Annotated in this window: 22 protein-coding genes, 5 tRNA genes, 2 rRNA genes, 1 CRISPR repeat array and 1 other annotated feature; of the genes, 26 read left to right on the top strand and 3 right to left on the bottom strand. The window is 34.5% G+C overall.

Translation table 11 applies throughout. The annotated features are described in order from the left end of the window. The 15 genes from Q3V94_RS05955 to Q3V94_RS05885 all read left to right on the top strand — a co-directional run. Nucleotides 1-159: ribosomal RNA gene (locus Q3V94_RS05955) — 23S ribosomal RNA — on the top strand; the annotation flags it as partial. 14 nt (nucleotides 160-173) lie between these two features. Further along, a 5S ribosomal RNA gene (gene rrf / locus Q3V94_RS05950) occupies nucleotides 174-290 on the top strand. Nucleotides 291-319: 29 nt separating this feature from the next. Then, nucleotides 320-396, top strand: a tRNA-Asp gene (locus tag Q3V94_RS05945). Nucleotides 397-399: 3 nt separating this feature from the next. Continuing rightward, nucleotides 400-475: transfer RNA gene (locus Q3V94_RS05940), tRNA-Thr, on the top strand. Between the two features lie 46 nt (nucleotides 476-521). Continuing rightward, a complete protein-coding gene (locus Q3V94_RS05935; protein ID WP_303525941.1) occupies nucleotides 522-1004 on the top strand; it encodes an HD domain-containing protein in 483 nt (160 codons plus the stop codon). A gap of 61 nt (nucleotides 1005-1065) precedes the next feature. Next, a complete protein-coding gene (locus Q3V94_RS05930; RefSeq protein WP_008908113.1) occupies nucleotides 1066-1755 on the top strand; it encodes a response regulator transcription factor in 690 nt (229 codons plus the stop codon). Further along, entirely contained in the window at nucleotides 1730-3085 is a 1356-nt protein-coding gene (locus Q3V94_RS05925) for a cell wall metabolism sensor histidine kinase WalK (protein ID WP_040305869.1), read from the top strand. The genes Q3V94_RS05930 and Q3V94_RS05925 overlap by 26 nt, the downstream gene beginning before the upstream one ends. Nucleotides 3086-3098: 13 nt before the next feature. Beyond that, on the top strand, nucleotides 3099-3953 hold the full coding sequence (locus Q3V94_RS05920) for a GerMN domain-containing protein (RefSeq protein ID WP_008908115.1): 855 nt from the start codon (nucleotides 3099-3101) through the stop codon (nucleotides 3951-3953). A 10-nt stretch (nucleotides 3954-3963) separates the two neighbouring features. Further along, the gene (locus Q3V94_RS05915) at nucleotides 3964-4473 is read left to right on the top strand and encodes a transcription repressor NadR (RefSeq protein ID WP_008908116.1); all 510 of its coding nucleotides are present in this window, start codon (nucleotides 3964-3966) and stop codon (nucleotides 4471-4473) included. Nucleotides 4474-4483: 10 nt separating this feature from the next. Further along, entirely contained in the window at nucleotides 4484-7138 is a 2655-nt protein-coding gene (locus Q3V94_RS05910; RefSeq protein WP_303525932.1) for a UPF0182 family protein, read from the top strand. Between the two features lie 66 nt (nucleotides 7139-7204). After that, nucleotides 7205-8308 carry an aminopeptidase gene (locus Q3V94_RS05905; RefSeq protein WP_303525931.1) on the top strand — a complete coding sequence of 368 codons (1104 nt, stop codon included), beginning with the start codon at nucleotides 7205-7207 and terminating at the stop codon, nucleotides 8306-8308. 36 nt (nucleotides 8309-8344) lie between these two features. Next, nucleotides 8345-8543 (top strand) — a binding site (T-box leader). Nucleotides 8544-8588: 45 nt separating this feature from the next. Beyond that, nucleotides 8589-9869 (top strand): serine--tRNA ligase, encoded by a 1281-nt coding sequence (serS, locus tag Q3V94_RS05900; RefSeq protein WP_303525930.1) that lies wholly within the window; start codon nucleotides 8589-8591, stop codon nucleotides 9867-9869. A 243-nt stretch (nucleotides 9870-10112) separates the two neighbouring features. Next, a tRNA-Ser gene (locus Q3V94_RS05895) sits at nucleotides 10113-10203 on the top strand. 15 nt (nucleotides 10204-10218) lie between these two features. Continuing rightward, nucleotides 10219-10310 (top strand) — tRNA-Ser (locus Q3V94_RS05890). Nucleotides 10311-10343: 33 nt separating this feature from the next. Further along, nucleotides 10344-10420 (top strand) — tRNA-Arg (locus Q3V94_RS05885). 149 nt (nucleotides 10421-10569) lie between these two features. Here the strand turns inward: Q3V94_RS05885 and Q3V94_RS05880 are convergent. Beyond that, nucleotides 10570-10857, bottom strand: coding sequence for a hypothetical protein (locus Q3V94_RS05880; RefSeq protein ID WP_274766702.1), 288 nt, complete (start codon nucleotides 10855-10857; stop codon nucleotides 10570-10572). A 401-nt stretch (nucleotides 10858-11258) separates the two neighbouring features. On the opposite strand from Q3V94_RS05880, the gene Q3V94_RS13675 reads away from it, so the two are divergent. From Q3V94_RS13675 to Q3V94_RS05860, 5 genes are all read left to right on the top strand, one after another. Further along, nucleotides 11259-11378, top strand: a complete 120-nt coding sequence (locus Q3V94_RS13675) for a TipAS antibiotic-recognition domain-containing protein (protein ID WP_368506509.1) — start codon at nucleotides 11259-11261, stop codon at nucleotides 11376-11378. Between the two features lie 371 nt (nucleotides 11379-11749). Then, nucleotides 11750-12248: a CRISPR direct-repeat array (repeat unit 37 nt; unit sequence GTAGAAATGACCTTGACCTGATTGAAGGGATTATCAC). A 3-nt stretch (nucleotides 12249-12251) separates the two neighbouring features. Continuing rightward, nucleotides 12252-12776 (top strand): hypothetical protein, encoded by a 525-nt coding sequence (locus tag Q3V94_RS05875; protein WP_008908700.1) that lies wholly within the window; start codon nucleotides 12252-12254, stop codon nucleotides 12774-12776. A 333-nt stretch (nucleotides 12777-13109) separates the two neighbouring features. Further along, nucleotides 13110-13838 carry a M48 family metallopeptidase gene (locus Q3V94_RS05870; protein WP_303525928.1) on the top strand — a complete coding sequence of 243 codons (729 nt, stop codon included), beginning with the start codon at nucleotides 13110-13112 and terminating at the stop codon, nucleotides 13836-13838. A gap of 100 nt (nucleotides 13839-13938) precedes the next feature. After that, a complete protein-coding gene (locus Q3V94_RS05865) occupies nucleotides 13939-14592 on the top strand; it encodes a lecithin retinol acyltransferase family protein (protein WP_303525927.1) in 654 nt (217 codons plus the stop codon). A 15-nt stretch (nucleotides 14593-14607) separates the two neighbouring features. Continuing rightward, a complete protein-coding gene (locus tag Q3V94_RS05860) occupies nucleotides 14608-15324 on the top strand; it encodes a rhomboid family intramembrane serine protease (protein WP_274766705.1) in 717 nt (238 codons plus the stop codon). A gap of 61 nt (nucleotides 15325-15385) precedes the next feature. Here Q3V94_RS05860 and Q3V94_RS05855 read toward each other — a convergent pair whose 3' ends face one another. Further along, nucleotides 15386-15547, bottom strand: a complete 162-nt coding sequence (locus Q3V94_RS05855; protein WP_040306165.1) for a zinc-ribbon domain-containing protein — start codon at nucleotides 15545-15547, stop codon at nucleotides 15386-15388. A 198-nt stretch (nucleotides 15548-15745) separates the two neighbouring features. On the opposite strand from Q3V94_RS05855, the gene Q3V94_RS05850 reads away from it, so the two are divergent. The 3 genes from Q3V94_RS05850 to Q3V94_RS05840 are packed head-to-tail and all read left to right on the top strand — an operon-like array spanning nucleotide 15746 to nucleotide 18390. Continuing rightward, complete coding sequence (locus Q3V94_RS05850) at nucleotides 15746-15898, top strand: hypothetical protein (protein WP_303525922.1); 153 nt, start codon at nucleotides 15746-15748, stop codon at nucleotides 15896-15898. Beyond that, entirely contained in the window at nucleotides 15871-17133 is a 1263-nt protein-coding gene (locus Q3V94_RS05845; RefSeq protein ID WP_303525920.1) for a magnesium transporter, read from the top strand. Before Q3V94_RS05850 ends, Q3V94_RS05845 begins: the two co-directional genes overlap by 28 nt. Before the next feature lie 9 nt (nucleotides 17134-17142). Continuing rightward, the gene (locus tag Q3V94_RS05840) at nucleotides 17143-18390 is read left to right on the top strand and encodes an Nramp family divalent metal transporter (protein ID WP_008908712.1); all 1248 of its coding nucleotides are present in this window, start codon (nucleotides 17143-17145) and stop codon (nucleotides 18388-18390) included. A 52-nt stretch (nucleotides 18391-18442) separates the two neighbouring features. Here the strand turns inward: Q3V94_RS05840 and Q3V94_RS05835 are convergent, their stop codons facing one another. After that, on the bottom strand, nucleotides 18443-21187 hold the full coding sequence (locus Q3V94_RS05835) for a carbohydrate binding domain-containing protein (RefSeq protein ID WP_303525917.1): 2745 nt from the start codon (nucleotides 21185-21187) through the stop codon (nucleotides 18443-18445). A gap of 349 nt (nucleotides 21188-21536) precedes the next feature. Here Q3V94_RS05835 and Q3V94_RS05830 point away from each other — a divergent pair, with 349 nt between their 5' ends. Genes Q3V94_RS05830 through Q3V94_RS05820 form a run of 3 tightly spaced genes read left to right on the top strand, consistent with a single transcriptional unit; the run spans nucleotide 21537 to nucleotide 24990 of the window. Continuing rightward, nucleotides 21537-22373, top strand: coding sequence for a sugar ABC transporter permease (locus Q3V94_RS05830; protein WP_303525914.1), 837 nt, complete (start codon nucleotides 21537-21539; stop codon nucleotides 22371-22373). A gap of 10 nt (nucleotides 22374-22383) precedes the next feature. Then, on the top strand, nucleotides 22384-23280 hold the full coding sequence (locus Q3V94_RS05825; RefSeq protein WP_008909024.1) for a carbohydrate ABC transporter permease: 897 nt from the start codon (nucleotides 22384-22386) through the stop codon (nucleotides 23278-23280). 60 nt (nucleotides 23281-23340) lie between these two features. After that, the gene (locus Q3V94_RS05820) at nucleotides 23341-24990 is read left to right on the top strand and encodes an extracellular solute-binding protein (protein ID WP_008909025.1); all 1650 of its coding nucleotides are present in this window, start codon (nucleotides 23341-23343) and stop codon (nucleotides 24988-24990) included. Nucleotides 24991-25100 lie beyond the last annotated feature (110 nt).

The raw sequence follows: 25100 nt of genomic DNA, 5'->3' as shown, positions 1-25100 counted from the left end.
TAAGCGCTGAAGGCATCTAAGCGCGAAGCCCACCCCAAGATGAGATTTCCCACGCGAAAGCGGTAAGACCCCTGGAAGACTACCAGGTAGATAGGCCAGAGGTGTAAGCGTCGTAAGGCGTTTAGCTGACTGGTACTAATAGGTCGAGGGCTTGATCTTATTGTGCAGTTTAATCCGGTGGTAATGGAGGTAGGGAAACACCCGTTCCCATTCCGAACACGAAGGTTAAGCCTACCTACGCCGATGGTACTAGGCTGGAGACGGCCTGGGAGAGTAGGTGACTGCCGGGTAAGTGCCAGGCACTTAAGTTTAAGATTTTGGCCCAGTAGCTCAGTTGGTTAGAGTGCCGGCCTGTCACGCCGGAGGTCGAGGGTTCGAGCCCCTTCTGGGTCGCCATATGCCGGCTTAGCTCAATCGGTAGAGCAACTGACTTGTAATCAGTAGGTTGTAGGTTCAAGTCCTATAGCCGGCTCCATAAAGGCAAGGAGAAATCCTTGCCTTTTTTTCATAGGGGTGATTTTATGCTTTATAGGGTAAAACAGTTTTTAAGGGCCATAACGGCAAAATTAACTGAAGATGATTACAGGTTTATTAATTTTTATTTAAATGAAAGGGAAAGGCAGCTTTTCTATAGCTTAAGTAAATCTGAGCAGTATCACAGCATTAATGTGGCACGATGTGTTTTACAAACCTCCATAAAGGAAGGATGTTATGATATTATTCTTATTAAAGCAGCTCTACTGCATGACATAGGAAAGATAGATAGCGGCCTTAATCCTATAACGAAATCTATTATGGTTATTTTAGATAAGATATTTTCACAAAAGCTTAAAAAGCTAAAAAGGATTAAATTCATAAGGGCTTATTATGACCATCCTAAAATTGCCCTTGACTATCTTGGAAATAAGAAGAACTATCTTGCTTTTCTTATTGAAAATCATCATAATTATAATATAAATGATAGAAAACTTAAATTATTGCAGAGGGCTGACTGCAAAAATTAGAATATTTTTAATTTGACAAAAAAATGTTATAATATATTGAAAGAGAATAGGGGGGATTTGATTGAACTATAGAATTTTACTAATCGATGATGAAGAAAATATCGTAAAGGGTATAAAATATAATCTTGAGAACGAGGGATATAGCGTTGATGTTGCCTTCGATGGAGAAGCTGCCCTTAGGATGATATCAGAAAATATATATAATTTAGTAATTCTCGATATAATGCTTCCTCATTTTGATGGGCTTCATGTGTTAAAGCGTATAAGGGATAGATCTACAGCAATTCCAATATTAATGCTCACGGCAAAGGGATATGATGAGGATAAGGTGAAGGCCTTTGAACTTGGAGCTGACGATTATTTAACAAAGCCCTTTAGCATTACTGAACTTAAGGCAAGGGTAAAGGCCCTTTTAAGACGAGCCTATGAAACGTCAAATACAAAGATAGATATTATAAAAAGTGGAGATATAATGATAGATGTCGCTTCAAGAAAGGTTAGCATAGCTGGAAAATTAGTTGACCTCACTGCAAAGGAATATGATATATTATTTTTGCTTGTTACAAATCCTAAGAAGATCTATAGCAGAGACACCCTTCTTGAAATAATATGGGGATATGATTATATTGGTGATTCTAGAACTGTCGATGTCCATGTAAGAAGATTAAGGGAAAAAATAGAAAAGGATCCTGCTAATCCTCAGTATATTTTGACAAAATGGGGAGTTGGTTATTATTATAGTGGAGAATAATCTACGATATAGGCTTATTTTGTCCTATTTTTCAATTATATTTTTACTTGTTCTGCTTATAAATGTATCTATATATTATATCCTTCAGAAGTTTTACATCGATTCTAAGAAAAATGACGTTTTATTTGCTGCAAAAACAAGCCTCGATTATATCGATGTTTATAACAATAAAGTAGATTTAGAAAAACTAAAGGAAATACAAAGGGATGTATATTCAAAGATAGTAATTGTCTTAAATGGTAAGGTTGTTTATGATGATTTTAACAAGATATTGCCGTTAAGTGATCTGTTCAAAAAAGAAATAGTTACCAAACAGTTAAATATTTATGGGGAAAAATACTATATTCTTTCATATCCTATAATGCTTTATAATAATCATATTGGGAATATAGTATTTATAAATTCCATGAAATGGGCGTTGCAAAGAATTAAATATATAGAAAGCCAAATAATTGTAATTTCAACTATTGTTTTAGTTTTAGCATTTTTATATAGTCTATATATATCAAAAAGCATAACAAGGCCATTAGATAAATTTGTATTTGAAATTGAAAAATCAAAGGACAATTTGGTTTTAGACGAGATAAATATAGATGGCTATAAAGAGATTAAAAGATTATGTGAAGCCTTTAATAACATGAATAAAAGAATTATAGAATTAGACAAAAAAAGAAGACAATTTGTAGCAGATGCCTCCCATGAATTAAAATCTCCCCTTGCAGGGATAAAGGTTTTAGTAGAATCACTGCAACAGGGGGCGATGGAGGATAAAAATATACGAGATGAATTTTTAAACAGTATTAATAATGAAATAGATAGACTATCGAACCTTGTTAATGGACTTTTAGAACTTGCACAAATTGAAAATTCTGATGAACTTAGGATGAGTAGCCTAGATATAAAGGAACTTATAAAGGATGTTGTAAAGAGCCTAAATCCAATCGCAAAAAATAAAAATATAACTATAAATGTAGAAGGCGAAGGCATAATAACCTATGTAAATAGGGATAATATGTTTAGGGCAATTTACAATATAATCGAAAATGCTATAAAGTATTCCTTTGAAGATTCTAAAATCGATATTTTAATTGAAAAGGATGAACAAATAAAAATAACTATAAAAGATTATGGGATGGGAATACCTGAGTGTGATCTTCCATATATATTTGACAGATTTTACAGAGTCGACAAAACAAGGGCGAGAAAAACAGGTGGAGCAGGCCTTGGGCTTTCTATTGCAAAGCATATCATAAAACTTCATAAGGGGGACATAGAAGTTAAAAGCAAAGTGGGGGAAGGAACTGCTTTTATAATTAAACTGCCTATTTAATGGAGGGACTAAGATGAAAAGGATACTTGCCACTTTGCTTTGTTTTTTATTACTTTTAGGATGTAAAAAACAGGAGGTAAAGGTAGAAGATATCTCGATAGAACAAAAAAAGCAGATGGTAAACATTATTTTATTCTTTTCAGATCAGCAGGGGAAATATTTAGTTCCTGAGGAGAAGAAGGTTGCCTTTGATACTTCCCTTGAAAGAACCATTTTAAAGGAGCTTATTAAAGGCTCTAACAAAGGATACAAAAACACCATTCCTAAAGGGACAAAGATAATATCGTTAACAAAGAAGGATGATACCCTTATTGTCAATTTATCTAAAGAATTTATTAAAAATCATCCAGGCGGGGCGGATAACGAAAGAATGACGGTTTTTTCCATAGTAAATTCATTAACAGAAATACCTGGGATTAGAAAGGTTAAAATAGAAGTCGAAGGAAAAACATATAATACATTGAAGGGAAATATCGCTATAAATGCTCCGTTAGCTAGAAATCGTAATCTTTTTAACAGGGACAAAAAGAGCCCACCTAATGAAATATTAAAAAGACAGATGACTTTAGAAAAACAAGGAAGATGGCTTGATGCTTATCTTTTAATGTCGGACGATGAGAATAATACCTATAGAAAATATTATGATGATTATGTAAAGGAAATGGAGGAGACAAAATCCTTAGGCTTTTTACAGGTGGATTTTGTTGTAGGAGGATATACTCTAGATCCTTCAAAGAAAAAGGCGAGGGTTAAGGTTAATTTCTATGAGATAGATACATCAGGCAAAAAAGTATTAGGAAAGGATTTATTCTTTACATGCGTTAATATTGACGGTGCATGGATGGTAGATTGGTTAACTGCTCAATAGGAGGGATCAAATGAAGGGGGATGAAAGAAAGCTTGAGATTTTGAACCTTTTAAAGGAATCTAAAAATCCAATCAAGGGGGCTTATCTTGCTGAAAGGTTTGGCGTTACAAGGCAAGTTATAGTTCAGGATATTGCCCTTTTAAAAGCCCAAGGCCACAACATAGTATCAACGCCCCAAGGATACATATTCTTAGGAGGAAATGAAAGCTATTCAAGGGTAATCGCCGTAAAGCATGAACCTAAGGATATAGAGGAGGAACTAAAGACCATAATTAAGCTTGGTGGTAAAGTCATAGACGTTACTATAGAACACAAGGTTTATGGTGAAATCACAGGAAAATTAATGCTAAAATCCCTTTACGATGTTGAAAAGTTTATTGAAAGGCTAAGGGAAAGTTCTGACATGCCCCTTTCTAATCTGACAGGAGGGGTACATCTTCACACCATCGAAGCGGACTCTGAAGAAACCCTTGAGAGGATAGTAAAGGAATTAGATAAAAAGGGATTTTTAATCGATTAGGGGGTATTATATGAAAGGTTTTATTGGAAAGCTTCTAATAATCATTGTTATTTTGTTAATTTTAATTTCATCCATCTCTGGCTTTTTAGTGGACATCCAGTGGTTTAAGGAGGTTGGATACTTAAACGTATTTTTTACATCCTTTAAGGCAAAGCTTTTAATATTTATTCCTTCCTTTTTTGTTTTTCTTATTGCAATATATTTCTATGCAAAATTTCTTGCTAAAAACTACCTAGAAATAGGCGGAATGGTTTACGATAAAGGAGAAATAAGGAAAAGAAATAAAATTATATTCTACATCTCTTTAGCTATAACGCTTATAATTTCATTTATATTTACCTCGGCCTTTTGGTATAGGATTTTGGAATATGTAAACGGAGAAAATTTCAATATTAATGACCCTATTTTCAATAAGGACATAGGATTTTTTGTATTTAGGCTTCCGTTAATTCAAGCTATATTAAGCTTTTTGATTACTGTTGTATTGGTTCTTGCGATTATTTCCTTTATATTTTACGCCTTTGAAAGGGCAAAGGATGGATTAAGCCTTATTGGGTTTAACTTTAGGCAAAATCCAAAATCCAGATTCTTTGGAAGACAGCTTGCTTATTTTGCAGCTTTGTTCCTAATCCTTTTATCCGGCGTATTTTATATTAGGGCATTAAATTTAGTTTATTCCCCAAGGGGAGTTGCCTTTGGAGCAAGCTATACAGATGTTCATGTAACATTACCTTTACTAAAAGTTTTAATCATATTATGCATCATTTCATCGTTTATTATATTTTTCTCCATACTAAGGGGAAGGATTAAACCTATTATCTATACCGCAGCCTTTATAGTTTTATTTATAGCCTTTGAAGGGATAGCTTCCTTTGTAGTAGAAAAAATAATAGTAGCGCCTAACGCAAGGGAAAAGGAAATGTCCTATTTAGAGCACAACATCCAATATACAAGAAAGGCCTTTGGACTTGAAAATATAAAGGAAATAGATTTTGATGTAAAAAACGATTTAACTTCAAAGGATATTCAGGAAAACAAAAATACAATAGACAATATAAGGGTTACGGAATTTTCCCAATCTTTAGAGGTGTTTAACCAAATTCAATCCATTAGAAACTATTATAGGTTTAACGATGTGGATATAGATAGATACACGATAGATGGAAGGTTAAGACAAGTGTTTATATCTGCAAGGGAACTTGATAATTCCCTCAGGGATCCTAAGTTCCAGACATGGCAGAATAAAAGATTATTCTACACCCACGGCTATGGAGCAGTTATGTCCTACACTAATGCTGTAACTCAAACCGGCCTTCCCCAGTTTATAGTAAAGGATATACCAATGTCTGGCAGATTCAATGTTGCAAAACCTCAGATTTACTTTGGGGAGATAAACAACGATTATATAATAATAAATGCTAAAAATAACGAGATAGATTACCCTTATGGAAGCGGAGAAAAGGAAACAAGGTATGATGGAAAGGCTGGAATTAAGCTTAATCCTTTAAATAGACTTTTATTTGCTTTAGCATATGGGGACTTTAACCTAATACTTTCCAACAATATAACTTCTGATTCAAGGATAATCCTCCATAGAGATATTGTAAAAAGGGTAAGAAAGATTGCACCATTTTTAAACTATGATGAGGACCCATACCTTGTAATGGCAGGGGACAGGTTCTATTGGATTATAGATGCCTATACAGTTACAAACAGATTCCCCTATTCCGAACCCTATTACGGAATAAACTACATCAGAAACTCAGTAAAGGTTGTTGTTGATGCTTATGATGGAAGGGTTGACTTTTATCTTGCAGATAAGAATGATCCTATAGCTTTAACGATAGGGAATATATATAAGGGTATCTTTAAAGATATAAAGGATATGCCTGAAGAGCTTAAAAAGCATTTAAGATACTCAGAAGATGTATTTTTAATTCAGTCAACGGTTTATGAAAAATATCACATGAAAAACCCAATATCTTTTTATAACAGTGAGGATCTATGGTCTATTGCAAGGTATAAAAATCCAGACGGAAGCGAAAGACAGGTTGAGGCGGTTTATCAGGTTATGAAAATATTTGACGATGAGGAGTTTTTACTTACGATTCCATATACCGTTGCTAAAAAGGAAAACATGGTTTCATGGCTTGCAGCAAGGATGGATAAAAATTTAGGGGAAATGGTTCTTATTAGATTCCCGAAGGAAAAGGCAATATTAGGGCCTCAACAGTTTAATTCAAGGATAAATACCGATATACAAATATCAAGCCTTATAACCCTTTTAAACCAGCAGGGCTCCAGCGTAATATTAGGTGAAACTAATATAATACCTATTAAAAATTCCCTCCTCTATGTAAGGCCGCTATATCTTAAGGCACAGGGTGGAAAGAGTTTGCCTGAACTTAAAAAGGTTATTGTAAACTATGGAGATTCTATAGTTATGGAGGACAACATAGGTCTTGCCATCCAAAAACTATTTGCAGCACAAGTTCCAACAACACCTGTAGAGGAGGAAGAAGATATTAAGACCCTCATTTTAAGGGCAGATGATACCTACAAGAAGGCAATAGAAGCCCAAAGGCAGGGGGACTGGGCTGGATATGGAAGGTATATAAAGGAATTAGAAAACATCCTAACTAAACTCAAGGAAAAATCAAAGTGATGTTGTAAATTTATGGTTCTATGGTATAATTTCCATAGAACCATTTTTTTGATTGGGGGTTTAAAGATGGATCCAAGACTTTTAAAGCTTTCTGATGTTTTATTAACCTATTCGTTAAAGATTAAAAAGGGAGATAAGCTTTTAATTTCAGGAGGGGAATCCACATTACCTTTAATTAAGGCAGTATATAAAAGGGCAATAGAGCTAGGCGCTTATCCTCAGGTTGACATAGGTGTTGAAGACTTAACTGAAATACTTTTAAAATATGGTTCGGAGGATCAAATTACATATACACCCGAATCTCTAAAAAGAGCCTTTGAAACGGTAGATGCTGTTTTAACTATTTGGGGAGATAAAAATACAAGATTTTTAACTAATGTAGATGCTTCAAAGATGAAGTTAAGATCAAGGGGAAGAAGAGAGCTTATGGAAATATTCCATGAAAGGATGGCAAAGGGAGAATTAAGATGGTGTGGAACTCAGTTCCCAACCCATGCAAATGCGCAGGAAGCCTCCATGTCCCTTTCAGAATATGAGGATTTTGTATATGGTGCAGGATATATATACGAAGAGGATCCAGTTGCAAAGTGGATGAAGATAATGGATGAGCAGCAGAAAATATGCGACTTTTTAAATACAAAAGAAACCTTAAGAATTGTTTCTAAGGATACCGACATTACAATGAGCATAAAGGGCAGAAAATGGATAAATTGCTGTGGTGAGGAGAACTTCCCAGATGGCGAAGTATTTACAAGTCCTATAGAGGACAGCGTAAATGGACATATAAGGTTTAGTTTTCCTGGAATATACGCAGGAAGAGAAATCGAGGATATATATCTTGAATTTAAGGATGGAAAGGTTGTAAATGCAAAGGCAGCAAAGGGAGAGGATCTTCTTTTAGAGCTTCTTGAAACCGATGAGGGTGCAAAATTCCTTGGTGAGGTTGCGGTAGGAACAAATTACGGAATTCAAAAATTTACAAAGAATATGCTATTTGATGAAAAGATAGGTGGAACGGTTCATCTTGCCATTGGAAGGGGCTTCCCGGAAGCTGGAGGACAAAATGTATCTTCAATCCATTGGGATATGCTCTGCGATATGAAGGAAGAAGGTAAAATCTTTGCAGATGGAGAGCTTATATACGAAAAAGGTCAATTTTTAATAAAATAATTTAGTTGCATTTTTTGAAAATATTGATATAATATATTAAAACCGGTGATGGAGAATAGTAGATAAGGTTTAAACTCAAGAGAGCCGGTGGTTGGTGTGAACCGGTGTTTAGCCTTATTGAATCCACTCCAGAGGGTTTGCGAAGAGCAAAACGGATGTGGCCGTTATACCACAAAGAGAGGACCTTATGGTCAATTAGGGTGGCACCGCGAAAGTATAGCCTTTCGTCCCTTTGGGGATGGAAGGCTTTTTATTATATAAAAAACAAGGAGGGAAGAAAATGTTAGATATTAAAAGAATAAGAACAAACCCAGAGGAAGTTAAGGAAGCACTAAAGATTAGGGGAGAGGCCTTCACCCTTGATATGATAGACAAAGTTGTGCAGCTTGATGAAAGAAGAAGAGAGATTCTTGTCGAGGTGGAGGCATTAAAAAACAAAAAGAATACAGATTCGCAGGAGATTGCAAAATTAAAAAGAGAGGGTAAAAACGCAGAACACCTTGTTGCTGAAATGAAGGAGCTTTCTGATAAGATTAAGGAGCTGGATGATGAACTTGCAAAGGTTGAGGAGGAGATTGAATATCTTCTTCTTAGAATTCCAAATATCCCAAATAAAGATGTTCCAAAGGGAGATACTGACGAAGATAATGTTGAGGTTAGAAGATGGGGTGAACCAAGAAAGTTTGAATTTGAACCAAAGGCCCACTGGGATATCGGAGTGAACCTTGGAATACTTGATTTTGAGACGGCATCAAAGGTTACAGGAGCAAGATTTACATTCTATAAAGGTCTTGGTGCAAGGCTTGAAAGAGCTTTAATTAACTTTTTCCTCGATCTTCATACAGAAAAACACGGATATACAGAGGTTTTTCCACCATTTATGGTGAATAGAAAGAGCATGACAGGAACAGGACAGCTTCCTAAGTTTGAAGAGGATGCCTTTAAGGTTTCTGATTTTGACTACTTCTTAATTCCAACTGCAGAAGTTCCTGTTACAAATATGCACATGAATGAAGTATTAGACGGTTCAAAACTTCCTTTAAAATATGCTGCATATTCAGCATGCTTTAGATCAGAGGCAGGTTCAGCAGGAAGGGATACAAGGGGACTTATAAGACAGCATCAATTTAACAAAGTTGAGCTTGTTAAATTTGCTGATCCTGAAAAGAGCTATGAAGAGCTTGAAAGTCTAACAAGGGATGCAGAGGAAGTTCTGCAGCTTCTTGGACTTCCATATAGGGTTGTATTAATCTGTTCAGGTGATTTAGGATTTACAGCAGCTAAAAAGTATGATATAGAGGTTTGGATGCCAAGCTACGGAAGGTATGTAGAAATTTCAAGCTGCTCAAACTTTGAAGACTTCCAAGCAAGAAGAGCTAACATAAGATTTAAGAGGGATCCAAAATCAAAACCAGAATACGTTCATACATTAAACGGTTCTGGAGTTGCAGTAGGCAGAACAGTTGCAGCAATACTTGAAAACTATCAACAAGAGGATGGTTCAGTTATCGTTCCAGAAATATTAAGACCATACATGGGTGGAATAGATATAATAAAGTAGGCTCAAGAGCCTACTTTATTATTGAGTGCCAGGCACTTGACATTTTGACTTTTTGATATTTCCATATACTTACAAAACACATTTACATTTTTACAAATAATTACTTCTTGAAAAATGCCTATTTAGACTGTATACTATCTATTGTGACTTGAGGTGTGGCACATTAAAAATAATTTAATAAAAGATATAAAAAATATGTTGACATAAGTGAATGTAGCTGCTATAATAATTAATGTCCGACACGGAGAGGTGGTCGAGCTGGTTTAAGGCACCGGTCTTGAAAACCGGCGTGGGGGTAACTCCACCGTGGGTTCGAATCCCACCCTCTCCGCCATATTTTATATATTGTGGAGAAGTACTCAAGCTGGCCGAAGAGGCGCCCCTGCTAAGGGCGTAGGTCGGGAAACCGACGCGCGGGTTCAAATCCCGCCTTCTCCGCCAAAGCCGCACAGAGTGCGGCTTTTTGATTAATATGCGCCCGTAGCTCAGCTGGATAGAGTAGCTGACTACGAATCAGTTGGTCGGGGGTTCGAGTCCCTCCGGGCGCACCAAAACCCTGCAAGCTTTATGCTTGTAGGGTTTTTTACTAGTGCCAGGCACTTAAGTTTAAGATTTTGTCTCTATATTAATAGTAAGGGTGGGCAATTATCTAAATGCCCACCCTTGTTAAGTTATTTAAGTAAATAACAAAATTTATTTTTTATTTTGCTATCTTTAGCTTAGTTATTTCATTCCAGTTTTTAGATGTTACATATTCGATAGCGTTAATATCATCTCTAATGTTATCAAGTTTTTCTTTAACCTCGGTTTTAAATTCTGTAAGGTCGGCCACTTGGTCAAATATAGCGTTAACTTTATTGTTTATATTTTTAATATTGCCTTTTACTTCTATGATGTCGTTTTTTATCTCTAAAATGTCGGCTTTAATAGGTTCAAGTTTTTTATCAAGCAGTTCTTCAATTGCAGCCAAAAGATTTTGATTATCCATATAAAAACACCTCCGGAAGTGATATAAATATTATAACACAAAGGGTAAAGGACATAAATAATCACTTAGACTTTTTATTATTCTTCTTATATGATTAATTTTCATAGCTGTAGACTTTTTAACTTCCGATAAAACATAAGAATATATGTAATTCCTCTATCGCTGCGGGTGGTAATGGAATAATCCTAATGCCGGAGCTTTTTAGGTTTTTTAAATATTATAATAGTATTTTTCTTTATTTATGATGTTAAGTATATTTATTATAGTTTTAGGTGATAAACCTTCTTTTAGTTTTTCATTCATTAATGCAAATAACGTCTAAGGGGGGGAATAAGCTTCACATGACAGTTTGTTAGCTTTTAAATGATTATTGATTACTGTTAAATTGAAATATTTAGAGGATTAGGAAGCTTTGCATTACAGATGAGCGCTTTACACAAAACATAGATAATGTAAAACCTGGCCTTGCAGGATTTATGAGTAAGGTAATTAAGGTGTATTGTGATAGGGTAAAGAAGTAATTAGTCTTTTATTAGGAGAAAAGATTTGTTTTATGTGAAATATATTTTAAAAAAATAGTCCTGAACTACTTTTTAGTTTGGGGCTATTTATTTTTAATAAGAAAAATAATTAATAAAATAGAAGGATTTTGAATATTTTGGTAGAATTAATATTATAGAAAAATAAATCAAAAAACCCCTAAAATGTTTTTATACATAGGGGGTTTTTTGAAAACCTCTACATCGCAGAAAAATCAAAGCTTGAGAGGCAATTTTTTTAACATACAATCTGTGTATAAAACTTATTTTAACAGCTAAAAAAAGCGATTTTAAATAGGTTTTCAAAAACCACATTCTCAGGCTAGATTTTTCAATGCCTCCCGAGGGGTGCCGTAGAAATGACCTTGACCTGATTGAAGGGATTATCACATTGGGGCAACATGGAGCATACACTCCTTTGCCCCTATCATGTAGAAATGACCTTGACCTGATTGAAGGGATTATCACTGTCTTGTAGTATTTCGATTGCCTTGATGTTTGCATCGGTAGAAATGACCTTGACCTGATTGAAGGGATTATCACTGTCTTGTAGTATTTCGATTGCCTTGATGTTTGCATCGGTAGAAATGACCTTGACCTGATTGAAGGGATTATCACTAGCCTTCTTGAAGGCAATGGCTATAGGAGCCTTTCTTGACTCGTAGAAATGACCTTGACCTGATTGAAGGGATTATCACACTGTCTTCTTGCTGTTGTCACTTGCAGGCTTAACAGCTAGTAGAAATGACCTTGACCTGATTGAAGGGATTATCACTGTAATTAGTTATATTCTCGAATCTCGGGCCATCTATATCGTAGAAATGACCTTGACCTGATTGAAGGGATTACTATTGCATGAGAAATAAGAAAGGAGGGATTTTTACGAATCTTAATGAAGCAAGGCTGCTTTTAGATAGGTATAATAATGACTTGGCAACATTATATTCTGAGCTTAAAAATAATGTTGTAATTCAAAAAATTAAAGAATTGAATGGGACAGAAGAAGTACTGAGCAACACAAAGAGTTTTGTTGAAATTTATACTAAAATAGTTGAATTAATCAATAATATAAACAAGTTATCTTCAGAAATAAATAAAGCTAATAATGAAATTGAATGCATGCCAGGGGTTACAATTCAAAATGCGCTATCCTCTTTAAAATCTCTTAGAACTTTGCGTTCTAATTTGTCGGCAATATATACATGCAACAGCTTTAAACAAAGAAAATCAGACGTAAATGGTAGTTCTTACTATTTAATTCAAGAATTAAATTTTGATAAAGAATGGCTCCAAAAAGAAATAAATAGAATAAGTGAAGAGATAGATAAATATGAAGCTGCAATATTAAAGGCTAATAATGAAGCTCAGATTGAATTTTGATGTTAACGGTGCACAGCTTCAAATATATACTGCTTACATTCTGTAGGCAGATATATATTTTGAATAGGTATAGTTATGCGATTTAGTTTTTTTAGCACAACTAACAATTTACATGTTATACTTTATTTTCTTAATATTACATTTTACATTTACAGGTTATATTTTTTGTTTTTTTAATTAATTATTTTTCATAACTACCTCAAGTTGTGCACTGTTAATCATATCATACATGTGTTCTGCGGGCGGCATATGTATGATTAACTTTAGCCCGCAATTTTATATTTTCAACTTATAGTTAAAGTTTTAAAATATCAATATAGAAAGGACATTGACATGCCACATATAATCTACAATGGACAAAGGATTGATTATAAAGTATCTAAAAAGGGAAAAAAGATGATAACTATTAGAGTAAATGAAAAAGGGGAGGTTATTGTAACTGCTCCTCCTTTTGCAGATGATGATTTTATTCGTATGTTTGTTGAAAAGGGTGCAAATTTAATTTTAGAAAAGTTAAAGGAGCTTGGGAAAAATAAAAAGGATGAAAAGAAGAAAGAATTTACAACGGGAAAAAGGCTGCCCTTTTTAGGAAGTGAACTTACTCTAAAGGTTATTGTGGATGATGTGGATAAAATAAGAGCATATAAAAAGGATTGTGAATTAATCGTTTGTGTTCCTAAGCTTTTAGATAAAACTGAAAGACAGCAGCATATTAATGATATAATCATAAAATGGTATAAAGAACAGGCAAAGAAAATATTTAAGATAAGGCTTGATTATTACAGCCGAAAATATGGATTTGAATATAAAAGGATGGCTGTAAAGGAACAAAGGACAAGATGGGGAAGCTGCTCAACTAAGGGGAATATAAACTTAAATTGGAGGCTTTTGTTTGCACCGATCGATGTTATAGATCATGTAATAATTCATGAGCTTTGTCATCTAAAACATCACAATCACTCAAAATCCTTTTGGAATGAAATAAAATCTATAGATCCCGATTACGAAAGTAAAAAGAAGTGGCTGAAGGAAAATGAAAAGTTGATATTTTCAATAATTTAGGGTAGGAGAAATCCTACCCTATTATTTTAAAATAAATATTTATAATGTTTACATTAATTGCTATAATATGTTTATAAAATTTTTATAGGAGGATATAAAGATGGGGTTTTTTAAGGATTTGTTTGATTTGGATGCATATGATTTAGAAGACGCTTTTAGAGATTTGTTTGGTCCGCGTAAAAGAACAATATTAGATGATTTCAATGAAGTTGTAATTGAACCTATAAGAGAAGAGTTGAATGATATTAAAGAAGAAATAAAAAGTAGCAATCAAAGGGTAAAAAATGAATTTAAGAAAAAGTGTAAGGAAATTTCCCCAGAATTAGGTGAAGCTGTAGAAAAACTTGACAGGACAGCAATTACAATACGTAATCATATTGAAGCAAGTTCCTCTAGATCTGCAAAATATTTAAGAAAAAGAGTTAAGTCTATAAATCAACTAAAAGAGGGAGACCATTTATTTGTTGATGGGAAAATAGGTCCTGATATATATACTCACCATGGCTTATATGTAGGTGATGGTTATGTAATTCACTATGATAATGGGCTTGTGTGTGAAGTAACATATGAAGAATTTGCTAGTGGTAGAAAAGTATATGTATTAGATAGCCCTATTATATATTCAAGGGAAACCGTTGTTTATAGGGCTAGGATGAGATTGGGTGAAAACAAGTATGATTTATTTTTTAACAATTGTGAGCATTTTGTAAGATGGTGTAGAGGAAGCGATGAATGGGAAATAAATAGAGATTAATTAGGAGGCAATTTTATGATACCATTAAGAGATGCAAATCCCAGCAGAAAAAAGCCAGTGGTTACCTTTCTTATTATATTTGTCAATCTAGTAATATTTATTTTTGAAACTTCTATGCCGCATTATCTTTTAGAGGATTTTTTAAAGGTGTTCGGCTTTATTCCTTTAATGCTAACTAAGTCCCTTTTGGGAGTTTTGAGTGGCAATATAGAGATTTATATCTTGCCTATATTTACAAGCATGTTTCTGCACGGAAGCTGGACTCATCTTATTAGCAACATGTGGGCCCTTTGGCTATTTGGTGATAATGTTGAGGATAGGATGGGGCATTTTAAGTTTTTAATCTTTTATCTAATAAGCGGTTTTATCGCAGCACTTGTTCATTATTTATTTAATTTTAACTCGCCGGTTGTGACTATTGGAGCCTCGGGTGCCATTGCCGGAGTTATGGGAGCTTATTTTATAATGTTCCCCTTTGCAAGGATAACAACTTTAATTCCGCTACTTTGGATTCCATTTTTCGTAGACATTCCATCTTTTATATATATAGGCCTTTGGTTTATATCCCAAATTTCAAACGGGGTTCTTACGTTGATAGGTCCTTTATATGGAGCAGGCATTGCATGGTGGGCTCATATAGGTGGATTTTTATATGGTGCATATGTGGCACCTAAATATAAAAGAAAAAGATATTATGGTTATATGAACAACTATTACGGCTTTTTCAGTTGAATTTTTTAGATTTCTATAGTAGAATATTAATGCATAAAAAAAGTAGCCTTTTGGCTACTTTTTATCTTGAAAAGTTTCTTTTTTCAAGCTTTTTTGCTCTTCTACATTCTGGGCATCTTTTTGGTTCGTTTTCGAATCCCTTTTCTTTGTAGAATTCTTGTTCTCCTTGTGTGAAGATGAATTCCTTACCACAATCTTTGCAAATTAAGTTCTTATCCATAATTCTCATTCCTCCTGGGAAAATAATTTGATTCAAAGACCCTACGCCCATTCCCAAAGAGGAATGCTAGTGACCTTTTGAATACTATATAACTATAACATATTAATGTATAAATAGCAAGCATTATTTTAAATTATTTGTAGAATAATTTTTCACAAAGCAGTATAATGATAATGGGGTTACATAGAAGGAGGTGGTATGATGGAGGGTGGCCCTTATCCTAGTATTATTTACAATTTAATAGAAACAATAAATGGTAGGGGAACTACTGCTTCATCCATACTGCCTTATGTAGTTCTCCTGCCAAAAGGGGAGGAGGACGAGTTATGGAAAGGGTTAAAGGATGCTTTGTAAGCTATATTTTAAACGCACCAGTTTACGACCAAAACGATATTTACCTTGGTAAAGTTATTGATATTATTGTAACATCCGATGAGCATCTCCCACAGGTTGAGGGAATAAAGCTTAAAAATAGAAACAATGTAAAGGAAATCGCTTTTAAGAGCTTAAATATTTTTAAAGACAACAAAGGATACAAGGTTATTGTTGAAAACTATTATGAATACAAAAAGGAAAAGAATTACTACTCCCTATCAAACGATATTTTGGATAAGCAGATTGTAGATATTAATGGGAAGAGGGTTGTAAGGGTTAACGACCTAAGGCTTGCTGAAATAGGAGATGGATATAAGGTTGTGGCGGTTGATATAGGCTTTAGAGGTCTTTTAAGAAGGCTTGGAGTGTTAGAACCTTGTGAGTTTGTGCTTTCAAAGTTTGGCAGAAGGCTCAGCAACAACCTAATCATTTGGGATAACGTTGAACCAATTCAAGGTCAGATAGACAGAATAACCTTATCTATGCCCTATAAAAAGTTAAAATCCCTGCACCCCGCTGATATTGCAGATATTTTGGAGGAACTTGATGCAAGATATAGAAGCGATATATTTAAAACCTTTGATGCAAGGCTTGCTGCAAATACCCTTGAAGAGTTTGAGGATGAATATCAAACAGATCTTGTTGAAAACATCGATGCAAGCTATGCAAAGGAGATATTCGACAACATGCCTAACGATGAGATTGCAGATATTCTAGAGGATGTAGACGAAGAGCATGTTGAAAAGATACTTGAAAAGATGGATAAAGAGGATGCAGAGGAGATAAAAGAGCTTCTTGATTATGACGAAGATACCGTAGGAAGCATAATGACCACTGACTACATTGCCTTTAATGAAAATGAGACGGTGGATGGAGTTATAAGAAACCTTAGGGAGACAAAGCCAAGTTCAGAAATTGCCTATTATCTTTATGTTATAGACGATGCTGGAAGGCTTGTTGGCGTGGTATCTTTAAGAGATCTTATAGTAGCAGATGGGGATGCAAAGCTAAAGGATATCATGAGAAAGAATGTAATTTATGTATTAGATGAGGATAACCTTGATGATCTTACGGAGCTTGTTACAAAATATGAGCTTCTTGCAGTTCCTGTTGTTGATAAGGATAGGGTCCTAGTTGGTATGGCAATTCTTAACGATATAGTTGACGAAGTTCTTCTGCCAAGGTGGAAGAAAATATTAAGAAGGTCAGCATAGGAGGACATCATGAGGATAAAGAGCAAAAGATTAAAAAATATAATTTTCATTTTAAGCGTTATAGGACCTGGCCTTATCACAGTTAATGCAGGAAATGATGCCGGAGGAATTGCAACCTATGCAGCGGTAGGAGCTCATTTTGGCTATAAAATGCTGTGGGGATTATTGCTTATTACCTTCAGCCTTGCGGTAATTCAAGAGATGAATGCAAGAATGGCTGTTGTAACAGGAAAGGGATTAGCTGACCTTATAAGGGAGCAGTTTGGTGTAAAGCTTGCCTTTTTTGCAATGCTAACCCTTTTCATTGCAAACTTTGGAGTATGCGTTGGAGATTTTGCAGGAATTGCAGCCAGCATGGAGCTGTTTGGGGTAAGTAAATTTATATCCGTTCCATTAGTTGCAGCCCTTACTTTATTCATCATTACAAGGGGTTCCTATTCTAAGATTGAAAAGGTGTTTTTAGCCTTTACCTTTGTTTTCTTTTCGTATATCATAACTGCATTTATCGTAAAACCGGATTGGAATTATGTATTTAAACAGATGATAACTCCCCAGATAGAGTTTAACAAGGAATTTATCTTAACCTTCATTGGAATGATAGGAACGACAATAACTCCCTATATGCAGTTTTATCTTCAATCTTCAATCGTAGATAAAGGCCTTAGCGTTGAGGATTACAAATATGAAAAGCTTGACGTTTACCTTTCAGCCTTTTGGGGGGATTTGGTTTCATTTTTTATAATAGTAACGACAGCAGTGACTTTATACAAAAATGGAATAAGAATAGAAAGTGCAAATGAGGCGGCCCTTGCCTTAAAGCCTTTAGCAGGGCAATATGCTTCAGCTTTGTTTGGACTAGGTCTGTTTGGTGCCTCGGCCCTTGCAATTGCAATAATCCCCCTATCGACTACCTATGCTATATGTGAAGCCTTTGGATTTGAGAGGGGACTTGACAACGACTTTAAAGAAGCACCGATCTTTTATGGAATATTTGCAGGTATGATTATATTAAGCGCTCTAATAGTTTTAATGCCTAAGTTGTCCTTAGTTTCAATAATGCTTGCAACCCAGCAGCTTGCGGGTATATTATCCCCAATAATCCTTATATTTATGGTGCTTTTAACAAATAAAAAGGCTGTAATGGGGAAATATACCAACAGCAGGGTCCAAAATATAATAATTTGGCTTACGGTGGTATTTATAATAGTCCTTTCAATAATAATTTTCCTATCACCAATAATTGAAAAAATCATATAACCCCACGAAGGATCTACCTTGTGGGGTTATATGATTTTTCTTCGAGGTTTATTTATTTTTTTATAAGAGTTATATTATCCAGATACACTTCGTGATTACCTATAATATTTGCGTCACCGATTTTGCCAAGGGCAAACACAATGTGGGCAACCTCATCGGTCTCAGAGTTCATGGTAAAAACAAAGTTAAAACGTCGCATTTCAGGGGTTAAAGTAATTGTTTGTGGTCCGAAATATTTTGCATAATCTCCACCATTTCTTTCTATCATGACCTGAATATCTCTTATAACTGACGACCTTGCATCAAAGGAAAGTTCGTAGGTTTCGCCTTTTAGTATGCTCAAATTAGATTGTGCAATTTGGGTTGACCAGAATTGTGGCCCTTCATAATAGATAGTTACTTTCATTTCTCCATTTTCCACTGCAGCAACTGAATAAGCACCATCCCAATCTGCCTTAAAATGTATCCAATATTCACTGCCAAGGTCAAAATTGCCGTTTTTAATTAGATTTGAAGAAGTATCGTCGTTTTCTGAAACAATTCCATATATAAATTTGAAGTAATTAAGATTAAATCCGCCCTTATTAGCATATATCCTTAAAATTTGTTCCCCCTCTTGTAGTTCAACAGTAGTTTTTACAGTAGTATAAGTATCCCAACTGCCTGTATATTTTAGGTCTGTTGAGGAAAGTATTCTGCCATTTGATATTATATCTATTTTACCTATTTTATCTGAAAAACCTCCTGAAACCCTAAAAAATACTGTATATATTCCTGACTTTTTAACGTTTATAATGTAATCCATCCAATCCCCATCGTCTATATATCCAACAGTCTCTCCCCCACCAATGTCTGAACAAGGTCCAACCAAAACTCCGAACATCTGATGATAGTTTTCGGCCTCGATGATCGCCTCCTTAGTATCATCTATAACCACTGGTTTAGCTTTTTTCTTTAAGAATATATTATCTAAATAGACATCCTTTGGGTCGTTTCCAAATAGGAATTGAAGAACATAAGGATTATCAGAGCTATCTTCTGTTGAAAATTCAAAACTGTATTTTTCCATTTCTCTAGTTAATGTTAATGATTTTGTAATATATTTATCGTTAGATTTAATGCTTACAATTAATGGCCTTGGTTGGCTGCTCCTTGCGTTAAAGGATAGGATATAAGTTTCATTTGAGGGTAATTTTATTCCTTCCTGATAAAGTCTTATATCATCAGGTGATTTGCCATTATTTTTAATATTTACATAAACCTCACGATTATCAGTTGAAATTATAGCCTTAGCCCTATTAGACACTTCAAATTTCCAGAATCCCAATCTTTCTTTACCTTGATCAAAGGTTCCGTTGTATATATAGTTTCCTGACTTAAGAGGTTCCCTATTTTGGTTAGGGTCGCTGTTTATATTATCAGAGATTTTTATTAATTTTACGTTATCCAAATATACAATTCCATCGTCTTTCCCAATATTAAAATCAAGTCTTGCAAAGGGGTCAGCCTCATTTTTCATTGTGAATTCATACGAATAGTTTTTCATTTCTGTAGTTAAATTAATCACAGTGTCACCAGAGTAGCTAATCCAAGAGCCACCCACCATAGTAACTTTACTTATTATACTTCTTGGTTTTGATGCCTTTGCGTCAAAGGATACCCTATATTTAGCACCTTTTTCTATAAATATTGGTTCTTGGGTAAGCTGAACCGAATAGGTTTCTGATCCAGGATTAAGGATTTCAGCTTTAAAAATACCGTCTTCGATAGAAGGAATAGCTTCTCCGCCGAGTAAAGTGTTAAAGCGCCAGTATGAACTTCCATCAACTCCATCAATTCTATCTACGCCCTCAACATCTTTATCAAATGTTCCATTGTAAATATAATTTCCATCTTCAAGGGTAGGTCTTACAGTATTATAATCGTAGTTAATCTGGGGGTATTCACCTTTGTATTCATATACTCGAACATAGTCTATAACAAAGCTTTTGGGGAAAATGCTATCATCTTTGGGGTTACCAGGAAGGTTACCGCCAACAGCTAAATTGATTTGAAGATAAAAATCCCTATCAAAAGGTGCTGGATAAGTATATGAATCAGCCTCATTAAGATTTCTACTATACCAATGTCTTTGAACTTGATATAGATTACCATCGACATACCATCGGAATTCTCCTGGTAACCATTCAAGCTCAAAGGTGTGGAAGTCATCTGAAAATTTTTTGCCATCAGGTAGGTAGTAGTCTTTACCTGTATATTTCCAAGGATTGCCGTAGTGAAGAGTTCCAAAGACTTTGTTTGGTTCACTTCCTATGTTTTCCATAATATCTATTTCGCCACATGAAGGCCACCCACCATATATATCCATATCAGAAGGCATCATCCAAATTGCAGGCCATAATCCTTGACCTTCTGGAAGTTTAGCTCTTATTTCGAACTTCCCGTAGGTCCATTCACCTTTGCCGTGGGTTGTTAATTTAGCAGATGTATATTTATTTCCACCATAGTCCTCACGTCTTGCTGTAATTATCAATGTTCCGTTTTCAACCCTTGCATTTTCTGGTCTTGACGTGTAGTATTGTAGTTCGTTATTACCAAAACCTCCTCCCCCCTCAACAAAATTCCATTTACTTTTATCAATGCTATCACCATCAAACTCATCGCTCCATACCAGCTTCCAATTAGCATTGATATTTTTGCTTGATGTAGAGTTTTTTGATGCATTCACTCTTATAGAGTAAATTAAAAAAATCATGCAAAGAAGAACTGCAGATGAGGTTATAAGTATTTTTTTCACTAATATTCCCCCCTCTATTGTTTTACTTAATATTAATTATAACCTTTGACCTTTTAATTCATAGATTTTACATTTAGGAAATGGTAGCATTATTTTAGAATCAATCATACCTAAAAATAAAACACCAAGAACAAAAATTAATACCTTATAAAAATGGACAGGCTTTTTGTAAAATAATAATATAAATTATGGAAAATTTTCAAATTGATACATGGGGGACAGTGAAGTTATGAATCTATTTTTAAGTCCTAACAGAATTTTGAAGAAAAACGAAAATTACAAAAAAATATTTCGAGTATTATTGGCGCAAAGATATTTGCAAATAATGGTTATTTTAGGTGTCATATGGATGATTGTTTTTAATTTCCTACCCATGTATGGAATTATCATTGCCTTTAAAAAATACAACATTATAAAGCCAATATCTGCTGCACCATGGGTAGGGTTGCAATATTTCAAGGAATTTTTAACTGACCCTGAATTTTTTAATGCAGTAAAAAACACATTGGGAATTAGCACTTTAAAGATATTGATAGGATTTCCACTTCCTATTATATTTGCTTTGTTTTTGAATGAGCTGACATCATTAAAATTTAAAAAGTTTGTTCAAACAGTTTCATATTTACCACATTTTTTATCTTGGGTTGTTCTTGGTGGAATATTAACTACTTGGCTTTCTGATGTTGGGATTATAAACGAAATTCTAGTTAAACTAAAATTAATTGATCAACCTATTAATTTTTTAGCGGAACCTAAATATTTCTGGATGATAGTTATAATTTCAGATATATGGAAGGAACTTGGTTGGTCAGCAATTATCTATTTAGCCGCAATAGCAAGCGTTGATCCGGAAATGTATGAGGCAGCAACGATAGATGGTGCAGGAAGGTTACAAAAGATGTGGTTTATAACCCTCCCGGCAATCAAACCTACAGTAACTATATTATTTATATTAACTGTAAGCGGAATTTTAAATTCAAACTTTGACCAAATACTAGTTCTTAGAAATCCTCTTAATGCCAGTGCCAGTGATGTTATAGATATATTTGTATATAGAATGGGTCTACACCTTGGAAGATATTCATATGCAACGGCAGTTGGATTAGTCAAGTCAATAATAGCATTGCTACTCTTATTATCTGCTAATTTTGTATCAAAGAAACTAAATAATACTTCGCTATTTTAGAGGTGATTCAATGAAAATCAGCATATTAAAACGAAGGACATTGGGAGAAAAAATATTTGATACTGTAAATGTTATTATAATGCTTATAATTTGCTTTATAACCCTATATCCTATTTGGTATGTTTTAGTAAATTCTTTCAACGATGGCATGGATGCTATGAGGGGAGGAATATATTGGTGGCCCAGAAAATTTAGTCTTGACAGTTATAAAGCCGTTTTTTCAAGTCCAGGCATATTAAAAGCTCTGGGGATTACTGTTGCTAAAACTGTAATTGGAACTTTCCTACATGTTTTTTTTACAGCTATGGTTGCCTATGCATTGTCAAAGAAGGAGTTATTAGGAAGAAAGTTTTATATGACTTTAGGAATTATAACATTGTTTTTTAGCGGAGGACTAATTCCATATTATTTACTATTAAGAAACTTAGGATTTCTTGATAAGTTTATAGTTTACATAATTCCTGCGATGTTCAGTTTTTACGATGCAATAATATTTATAGCTTTTTTTAGAGAAATTCCTTCAAGCCTTGAAGAAGCAGCTAAAATAGATGGGGCAAATGACTTTTTAATATTTTTAAAAGTTATATTACCGGTTTCGCTGCCTGTTATAGCTACAATAGCTCTTTATCATGGAGTTTATCAATGGAATGATTACTTTACAGGTATGATATTTATAAATGATCCCGATCTTCAACCCATTCAAACTTACCTTTATAGGATTGTTGCCCAGGTAGGTTCTAATACAGCTATGCAGGCAGCACCGGGAGGTATAATAACAAGGACAGTTACAAGTCAATCTATAAAGCTTGCAACTATGGTAGTTACAACCTTTCCAATAGTTTGCGTTTATCCATTTTTACAAAAATATTTTGTAAAGGGAATGTTGATAGGATCCATAAAAGGTTAAGAAGAATATAATCTTCGCCTGACCGAAGATTATAAAATAAAATTATAGAGGGGGATGGTCATGAATAAAAAAATTTTATCAAAACTGACTGCACTTTTACTACTTATGGTAATGACTGTATCTAGCTTTGCAGGGTGCAGTAAAAAAACATCTAATTCAACCGATAATGAAAAAGTTTCGACAGTAAGCGAAGATGAACCAGGATGGAAAAAGGACGTAGATAAACCGATTACATTTGATTGGTATATAAACTTTTCCTGGTTCCCGAATAAATGGGGGGTTGATCTTACTTCGCAATATGTAACTAAAAAGACAGGAGTAAACATAAATTTTATAGTTCCAGCTGGAAATGAAAACGAAAAGCTTAATGCAATGATAGCTTCGGGTAAACTCCCAGACTTTATAACCCTTGGATGGTGGGAGGATGCTGTCCAAAAAATGATAGATGGTGGGCTTGTTCTACCGCTTGATGAACTAGCAAAACAATATGACCCATATTTCTTTAAAGTTGCAGATCCTATGAAGCTTGCATGGTATACAAAGGAAGATGGACATGTTTATGGATATCCTAATGCATCATCATCACCAAAGGATTTTGAGAGATATAAGGAGTTGAAACCATCAAATCAGACATTCCTTGTAAGAAAAGATATATATGAGGCGCTAGGCAAACCAGATATGAGAACCCCTGAAGGTTTTCTTAATGCATTAAAGGCTGCGAAGGAAAAATTCCCAACTGTTAATGGACAGCCTCTAATCCCATTTGGTTTACACGAATTTACCGATACAGGAAATTATTCACTAGAGTCATACCTCCAAAATTTCCTTGCAATACCTATGGAAAAAGACGGGAAATTATATGATAGGCTAACTGATCCGGAATATATAAGATGGCTAAAAACATTAAGAAAGGCAAATGAAATGGGACTTCTTGCTAAAGATATATTTGTAGATAAAAGGGCACAAATGGAAGAAAAGATAGCCCAAGGCAGATATTTTGCTATGCTTTACCAGAGAAGCGATATGGCAGCACAGCAGCAGGCCCTTTATGCAAAGGATAAGAATTCGATTTATATAGCAGTAGATGGACCGGCAAACTCAAATCTTGATCCACCAACATTAGCAGGTGATGGAATTGCAGGTTGGACAATTACTTTAATTTCAAAGGATGTTAAGGATAAAGCAAGGGCGATAAGATTTTTAAGTTATCTAATTAGCGAAGAGGGACAGAAGGATTTATATCTTGGCGAACAGGGTGTGACCTATGATATTATAGATGGAAAAGAACAATTCAAGCCAGAAGTATTAGACCTTCTTAACAAAGATAGAGCAGCATTTGATAAAAAGTATGGTGCATCCTATACCTTCTGGATGCTCATGGATACTAACATGATGCTTAAGTGGCAGCCACCAACTGCAGAACCTTTTAAGCAGATGGAAGATTGGACTAAAGGAAAAACAGTAAGCTTTGCCGCCTTTGATGGGATTAATCCAACGGGTGATTCGGAAGAAGGTATTGCGGCTAATAGAATTGCACAAGAATGGGGAAAAACGCTTCCAAGACTTTTATTAGCAAAATCGGATGAGGAATTTGATAAGATATTTAATGAATTCCTGAAAAAGAGAAAAGAATATGGCTATGATAAGGTATTACAGTATCAGCAAAAGAAGTATGAGGAAAATAAGAAAAAATTAGAAGGCGCTAATTAAATATAAAAATATGGATAAAAACCCAGAATTTCTGGGTTTTTATCCATATTTATAATAGGGATTTCTTTTATTTTTATTATGACTTATAATATATAATAAAAAGTGCTGGA

This window comes from Caloramator sp. CAR-1, assembly GCF_030546345.1.
Taxonomy (GTDB): Bacteria; Bacillota; Clostridia; order Clostridiales; family Caloramatoraceae; genus Caloramator; species Caloramator australicus.
Note: the sequence above shows the minus strand (reverse complement) of the source record. Positions and strands in the feature narration are given on the sequence as shown.

What these genes read in the sequence shown, in the direction of transcription:
- Q3V94_RS05910 (WP_303525932.1), top strand. Translation starts at nt 4,484, where the DNA reads ATGAAAGGTTTTATTGGAAAGCTTCTAATAATCATTGTTATTTTGTTA.
- Q3V94_RS05820 (WP_008909025.1), top strand. Translation starts at nt 23,341, where the DNA reads ATGAATAAAAAAATTTTATCAAAACTGACTGCACTTTTACTACTTATG.
- Q3V94_RS05865 (WP_303525927.1), top strand. Translation starts at nt 13,939, where the DNA reads ATGGGGTTTTTTAAGGATTTGTTTGATTTGGATGCATATGATTTAGAA.
- serS (WP_303525930.1), top strand. Translation starts at nt 8,589, where the DNA reads ATGTTAGATATTAAAAGAATAAGAACAAACCCAGAGGAAGTTAAGGAA.
- Q3V94_RS05905 (WP_303525931.1), top strand. Translation starts at nt 7,205, where the DNA reads ATGGATCCAAGACTTTTAAAGCTTTCTGATGTTTTATTAACCTATTCG.
- Q3V94_RS05830 (WP_303525914.1), top strand. Translation starts at nt 21,537, where the DNA reads ATGATTGTTTTTAATTTCCTACCCATGTATGGAATTATCATTGCCTTT.
- Q3V94_RS05870 (WP_303525928.1), top strand. Translation starts at nt 13,110, where the DNA reads ATGCCACATATAATCTACAATGGACAAAGGATTGATTATAAAGTATCT.
- Q3V94_RS05860 (WP_274766705.1), top strand. Translation starts at nt 14,608, where the DNA reads ATGATACCATTAAGAGATGCAAATCCCAGCAGAAAAAAGCCAGTGGTT.
- Q3V94_RS05920 (WP_008908115.1), top strand. Translation starts at nt 3,099, where the DNA reads ATGAAAAGGATACTTGCCACTTTGCTTTGTTTTTTATTACTTTTAGGA.
- Q3V94_RS05840 (WP_008908712.1), top strand. Translation starts at nt 17,143, where the DNA reads ATGAGGATAAAGAGCAAAAGATTAAAAAATATAATTTTCATTTTAAGC.
- Q3V94_RS05875 (WP_008908700.1), top strand. Translation starts at nt 12,252, where the DNA reads ATGAGAAATAAGAAAGGAGGGATTTTTACGAATCTTAATGAAGCAAGG.
- Q3V94_RS05845 (WP_303525920.1), top strand. Translation starts at nt 15,871, where the DNA reads ATGGAAAGGGTTAAAGGATGCTTTGTAAGCTATATTTTAAACGCACCA.
- Q3V94_RS05915 (WP_008908116.1), top strand. Translation starts at nt 3,964, where the DNA reads ATGAAGGGGGATGAAAGAAAGCTTGAGATTTTGAACCTTTTAAAGGAA.
- Q3V94_RS05825 (WP_008909024.1), top strand. Translation starts at nt 22,384, where the DNA reads ATGAAAATCAGCATATTAAAACGAAGGACATTGGGAGAAAAAATATTT.
- Q3V94_RS05880 (WP_274766702.1), bottom strand. Translation starts at nt 10,857, where the DNA reads ATGGATAATCAAAATCTTTTGGCTGCAATTGAAGAACTGCTTGATAAA.
- Q3V94_RS05935 (WP_303525941.1), top strand. Translation starts at nt 522, where the DNA reads ATGCTTTATAGGGTAAAACAGTTTTTAAGGGCCATAACGGCAAAATTA.
- Q3V94_RS05850 (WP_303525922.1), top strand. Translation starts at nt 15,746, where the DNA reads ATGGAGGGTGGCCCTTATCCTAGTATTATTTACAATTTAATAGAAACA.